The following is a 5209-nucleotide window of genomic DNA, read 5'->3' as shown; positions in this document are numbered from 1 at the left end:
CCGCGCTGCGGGCGGCGGAGGGCGGCTGCCCCGCGCCCCGGCCCGACGGCGGCCGGGGGCCGCCGGCGGGCGCCTCGCGTGCGCGATCCGCTAGGCTTCCATGCTTTACGGCCCGACGGCGCCATGCCGCGGAAGCCGTGCACCTCCTCGATGGAAGCCCGATGCAGCAACTCGACACGGTAAAGATCGGCGTTATAGGGCTGGGCTACGTGGGCTTGCCCCTCGCGGTCGAGTTCGGCAAGCGCTACGCCACGCTCGGTTTCGATATTGACGCCTCGCGCGTGGCCGAACTGCGGGCCGGCATCGACCGCACGCTCGAGGTGGACGAGGCGTCGCTGGCCGGGGCCGGACGGCTGTCCTATAGCGGCGACCTCGACGACCTGCGCGCGTGCAACGTGTTCATCGTGACCGTACCCACGCCGATCGACAGCGCGAAGCGGCCGGACCTCACGCCCCTGACCCGCGCGAGCGAAACACTGGGCAAGGTGCTCGAGCAGGGCGATGTCGTGGTCTACGAGTCCACGGTCTATCCCGGTTGCACCGAGGAAGTCTGCGTGCCCATCCTCGAGCGGACCTCGGGGCTCGTCTTCAACGAGGATTTCTTCGTCGGCTACAGCCCCGAGCGGATCAATCCCGGCGACAAGCAGCATCGGGTCAACACCATCCGCAAGGTCACCTCGGGGTCCACGCCTGAGGCGGCCGACTTCGTCGACGCGCTGTACGCGAGCATCATCGACGCGGGCACCTACAAGGCCAGCCGCATCAAGGTGGCCGAGGCGGCCAAGGTCATCGAGAACACGCAGCGCGACCTCAACATCGCCCTGGTCAACGACCTCGCCATCCTCTTCAACAAGCTCGGCATCGACACGCTCGAAGTGTTGGAGGCGGCCGGCACGAAATGGAACTTCCTGCCGTTTCGTCCCGGCCTGGTGGGCGGCCACTGCATCGGCGTCGACCCGTATTACCTCACGCACAAGGCGCAGGAAGTCGGCCACCATCCCGACGTGATCCTCGCCGGCCGTCGCACCAACGATGGCATGGGCCCCTATATCGCCGGCGAAGTGATCCGCCTGATGGTGTGCAAGGGCCTGAACCCGGTAGGCGCCCGCGTCCTCATGCTGGGCCTGGCCTTCAAGGAAAACTGTCCGGACCTGCGCAACACGCGCGTGGTCGACATCATCGCCTCGCTGAAGTCGTACAACGCCACGATCGACGTGCACGACCCCTGGGTGGACGCGGACGAAGCCGAACGGATCTACGGCGTGCGGACCGTGTCCGAACCGGCGCAGGGTACGTACGACGCGATCGTCATCGCCGTCGCTCATCGGCAGTTCCACGAGATGGCGGCGGCGGGCATCCGCGCCTTCGGCAAGCCCGGTGCCGTCATCTACGACGTGAAATACGTGCTGCCGCGCGATGCGGTGGACGGCCGGCTCTGAATGGAGGACCGTCGATGAAGGTACTCGTGACAGGCACGGCGGGCTTCATCGGTTCGCACGTGGCGATGCGCCTGCTGGCGCGGGGCGACGAGGTGGTCGGCGTGGACAACCTCAACGACTATTACGACGTGACGCTGAAGCAGGCGCGCCTGGATCGTTTTCGCGACGATCCGCGCTATACGCACGTGCATGCCGACATCGCCGATCGCGATGCCATGGAGTCGTTGTTCGCGGAGCACCGTCCACGGCGCGTGGTGCATCTCGCCGCACAGGCCGGCGTGCGCTACGCGGCCGAGAACCCCCACGTGTACGTGTCGAGCAACGTGACCGGATTCCTGCACGTGCTCGAAGGCTGCCGTGCGCATGCGGTGGAGCACCTGGTGTTCGCTTCCACCAGCTCGGTGTACGGCGCCAACCGGGCCATGCCTTTTTCGGAGCACCGTTCCGCCGAACATCCCCTGACGCTCTATGCGGCGACGAAGAAAGCCAACGAGCAGATGGCGCACAGCTACGCCCACCTGTATGGCACGCCGTGCACGGGCCTGCGCTTCTTCACGGTGTACGGCCCATGGGGAAGGCCGGACATGGCGCTGTTCCTGTTCACCCGCGCCATCCTGCGGGGCGAGCCGATCAAGGTGTTCAACCACGGGCGTCACCAGCGCAGCTTCACGTATATCGACGACATCGTCGAAGGCGTGATCCGTTGCCTCGACCGCCCCCCTTCCACCGACGCGGACTGGGACGGCATGTCGCCCGATCCTTCCTCCAGTGGCGTGGCGCCATACCGCCTGTTCAACATCGGCAACGAACAGCCGGTGGAACTGCTCGCCTACATCCAGCGGCTAGAGGAATGCCTCGGCCGCAAGGCCGTGATGGAACTGCTTCCGCTGCAGCCCGGCGACGTTCCGGACACGGCGGCGGACGTGGGCGACCTGCGCGATGCCACGGGTTATGCGCCGCGGGTTTCCGTGGAAGACGGCGTCGAGCTTTTCGTGCGCTGGTACCGGCAGTACCACGCCCTCTGATGGTCTTGTGCTTCGCAGCAAGATAGGAATCCTATCGTCAGAACGTGCGTACCCGGCTCGATTGGCGCACGTCCGATGCCGCAGAATCCCGGGTCATCGGAGTGTCGGCGTCGGCGGGGAATCCATGCGCAGCAAGTTGTTCGTGCCCGGCGGGCGTCCGGAACTCTTCACCAAGGCCCTGGCGGGTTCCGCCGACGCCTTGTCGTTCGACCTGGAGGACTCCGTTCCGGCGGAAGCGAAGACCCGCGCCCGTGATGACGTGGCCGCCTTCGTCGCATCGCCGGCGATGCGTCGCGCGGCCAAGCTGGCCATCGTACGCGTCAACGCGCCGGAGAGTACCTGGTTCGAGGACGATCTCCGCGCGGTGATGGTGCCGGGGCTCGCCTTGCTCAACGTTCCCAAGCTCGAATCCGCCGAAGCGGTGCGCGCGGTGGCCGCCGCCATGGAACGGGTCGAATCCGGCGGCGGACACGATGCGCCGGTCGGCTTGCTGGTGAACGTGGAAACGCCCAGGGGGCTGGAGCAAGCCGCCGCCATGGCCGCTGCGCATCCGCGCGTCGCGGGCCTGCAACTCGGACTCGCGGACCTTTTCGAGCCGTACGGTATCGATCGTGGCGACGCGGCGGCCGTGCATGCCGCCATGTTCGCCGTGAAGATGGCCGCCGCCGCGGCGGGCGTGTTCGCGGTCGATGCGGCCTTCGCGACGATCGACGATGCCGACGGCTACCGCGCGGAAGCACGCATGTCCCGGCGCCTCGGTTTCATCGGGAAGAGCTGCATCCATCCACGCCAGGTGGCGCTCGCCAACGAGGTGTTCGCGCCGTCGCCGGAGGAGGTCGCGTACGCGCGCCGTGTCGTGGCCGCGGCGGCGGAGGCCGCACGCGCGGGTCATGGCGCCTTCTCGCTCGATGGACGGATGGTCGATCTGCCCTTCGTGAAACGCGCCGAAGTCCTCCTGGCGTCGCTCGGGTGAGGGGCCCGCGTTACGTTGCGATGTGGCTTCGCGCCGCGCTGCTCGTGGTGGCGTGCGTGGTCGGCATGTCCGGTCCTGCTCACGCGGATGCCCTGACTCCCTTGCGTGGCGATGCGCTACCGCCGGTTCCCGCAAGCGGCGCGGTGCAAGGTCTCGCCACGCTGGATGGCCGCGTGTTGGCGATCGTCGACGACAAGGCGTGGCTGCTGGACCAGGGCAAGGCGGCGTGGGCGCCGCTACCATGGTCGGCCGGCGCTCCGCCCAACGGGCTGGCGGTCGTGTTCGGTGACGGTGCGCGCGCCTATGCGACCCAGCTCGACGCGGGGCGGGTGAGCGGCGTGGTTCGCTTGTCCCTGGGCGCCGGCGGTCTCGAGGTTCGCCCGTTGCCAGCGCCGCCCGAACCCTTGTACGAAGCCAGGCCCGCTTTCGCGGGCGCCGCCGTTTATATCGCCGGCATGGCCCATGGCGCGCCACGGATCTGGCGCTTCGATGCCGATGCGGCGCAACCCGCGTGGTCGTCCATCGAAGGATGGCCGTCCCGCGAGGCGGCGACGTCGCTGGCGGTGCAGGGCGCGGGTGTCTTCGTCACGGCGGGTGGTTCCGTGTGGCGGCGCTCGCCGGAAGGCGAGTGGACCCATCGCGGCGACGTGCCGGGAACGGTGCTTCCGGGCATGGCGAGGGCGCTGGGCCAGGCCAACATCCTTTACCTCGTCGCCGATGCGGCGGGCATCGCGCATGCGATGACCTACCAGGTGGTCACGCAATCGTGGGCGCGCCTGCCCGGTGTCGACTTCGTGCGGCCGGTGGCCATGGCGCCCTGGCAAGACGGTGTGCTCTGGGCCAGCCCCGTCGATGGCCGCACGGCGGTGACGTCCGCCCAGGTGCAGTCGGGCAAGCTGCTGCTGCGCTGGCTCGACTGGCTGGTGATCGTGGTCTACCTGGCCGGGATGATCGGCATCGGCCTGTACTTCTACCTGCGCGAGAAGCGCAACTCCACCTCCAGCTTCTTCGTCGGCGGCCGCAGCATTCCCTTCTGGGCCGCTGGCATCAGCCTCTATGCGGCGAACACCAGCTCGATCAGTTTCATCGCGATTCCCGCCAAGGCCTTCGAAAGCAACTGGCAATACATGACGAACAACCTCATCGCCGTGTTCGGCCTGATGTTCGTCGCCGTGTGGATCGTGCCGTTGCTGCGCAGGCTCGACCTGATGTCGGTCTTCTCGTATCTGGAAACGCGCTTCCATCCGGCGATCCGCATGATCGCCAGCGCCCTCTGCATCCTCACCCAGCTCGGTAGCCGGATGAGCGTGATCCTCTTCCTGCCGGCGCTCGCGATCGCCACCATCACGGGGATCAGCACCACCTTGAGCGTGATCCTGATGGGCGGCTTCACGATCGTCTACACCGCCATGGGCGGCATGAAGGCGGTGATCTGGACGGACGTGGTGCAGGTGATCGTCAAGATGGGCGGCGCGATCTTCGCCATCGGCTTCATCATCTGGCACCTGCATGGTGGCATGGGCGAATTCGTGCGCACGGCCATGGCCGACCACAAGTTCCGCCTGCTCGACTTCAGTTTCGACCTGACCAAGGCCACGGTGTGGGGCTTCGTCTTCCTCGTGCTGTTCGACGTCGTGCTGACCTTCCCGAAGGACCAGGTGCTGATGCAGCGCACGCTGTCCACGCCATCGGACAAGGAGGCGGGACGATCGATCTGGGCTTTCGCGGCGATCATGATCCCGGGTGGCTTCGTCTTCTACATGATCGGTACC

4 protein-coding genes are annotated in these 5209 nt (G+C 67.2%); all 4 read left to right on the top strand.

The features are described from left to right. Positions 1 to 161: 161 nt before the first annotated feature. Positions 162 to 1439 carry a Vi polysaccharide biosynthesis UDP-N-acetylglucosamine C-6 dehydrogenase TviB gene (gene tviB, locus ACR9ZJ_RS18845; RefSeq protein ID WP_481288627.1) on the top strand — a complete coding sequence of 426 codons (1278 nt, stop codon included), beginning with the start codon at positions 162 to 164 and terminating at the stop codon, positions 1437 to 1439. 14 nt (positions 1440 to 1453) lie between these two features. Then, positions 1454 to 2464, top strand: coding sequence for an NAD-dependent epimerase (locus ACR9ZJ_RS18840; RefSeq protein WP_481279933.1), 1011 nt, complete (start codon positions 1454 to 1456; stop codon positions 2462 to 2464). Positions 2465 to 2588: 124 nt separating this feature from the next. Continuing rightward, positions 2589 to 3437 carry an HpcH/HpaI aldolase/citrate lyase family protein gene (locus tag ACR9ZJ_RS18835; RefSeq protein ID WP_481288626.1) on the top strand — a complete coding sequence of 283 codons (849 nt, stop codon included), beginning with the start codon at positions 2589 to 2591 and terminating at the stop codon, positions 3435 to 3437. A gap of 20 nt (positions 3438 to 3457) precedes the next feature. After that, positions 3458 to 5209 (top strand): sodium:solute symporter family transporter (locus tag ACR9ZJ_RS18830; RefSeq protein ID WP_481288625.1); only part of this gene is annotated, 1752 nt, incomplete at its 3' end.

It is taken from the genome of Luteibacter sp. KNZ12-1A, from assembly GCF_056755675.1.
This window is presented reverse-complemented; position numbering and strand designations above follow the sequence as displayed.

Excerpts from the sequence above, each read along its gene's own strand:
- tviB (WP_481288627.1), top strand. The coding sequence starts at position 162 with ATGCAGCAACTCGACACGGTAAAGATCGGCGTTATAGGGCTGGGCTAC.
- ACR9ZJ_RS18840 (WP_481279933.1), top strand. The coding sequence starts at position 1,454 with ATGAAGGTACTCGTGACAGGCACGGCGGGCTTCATCGGTTCGCACGTG.
- ACR9ZJ_RS18835 (WP_481288626.1), top strand. The coding sequence starts at position 2,589 with ATGCGCAGCAAGTTGTTCGTGCCCGGCGGGCGTCCGGAACTCTTCACC.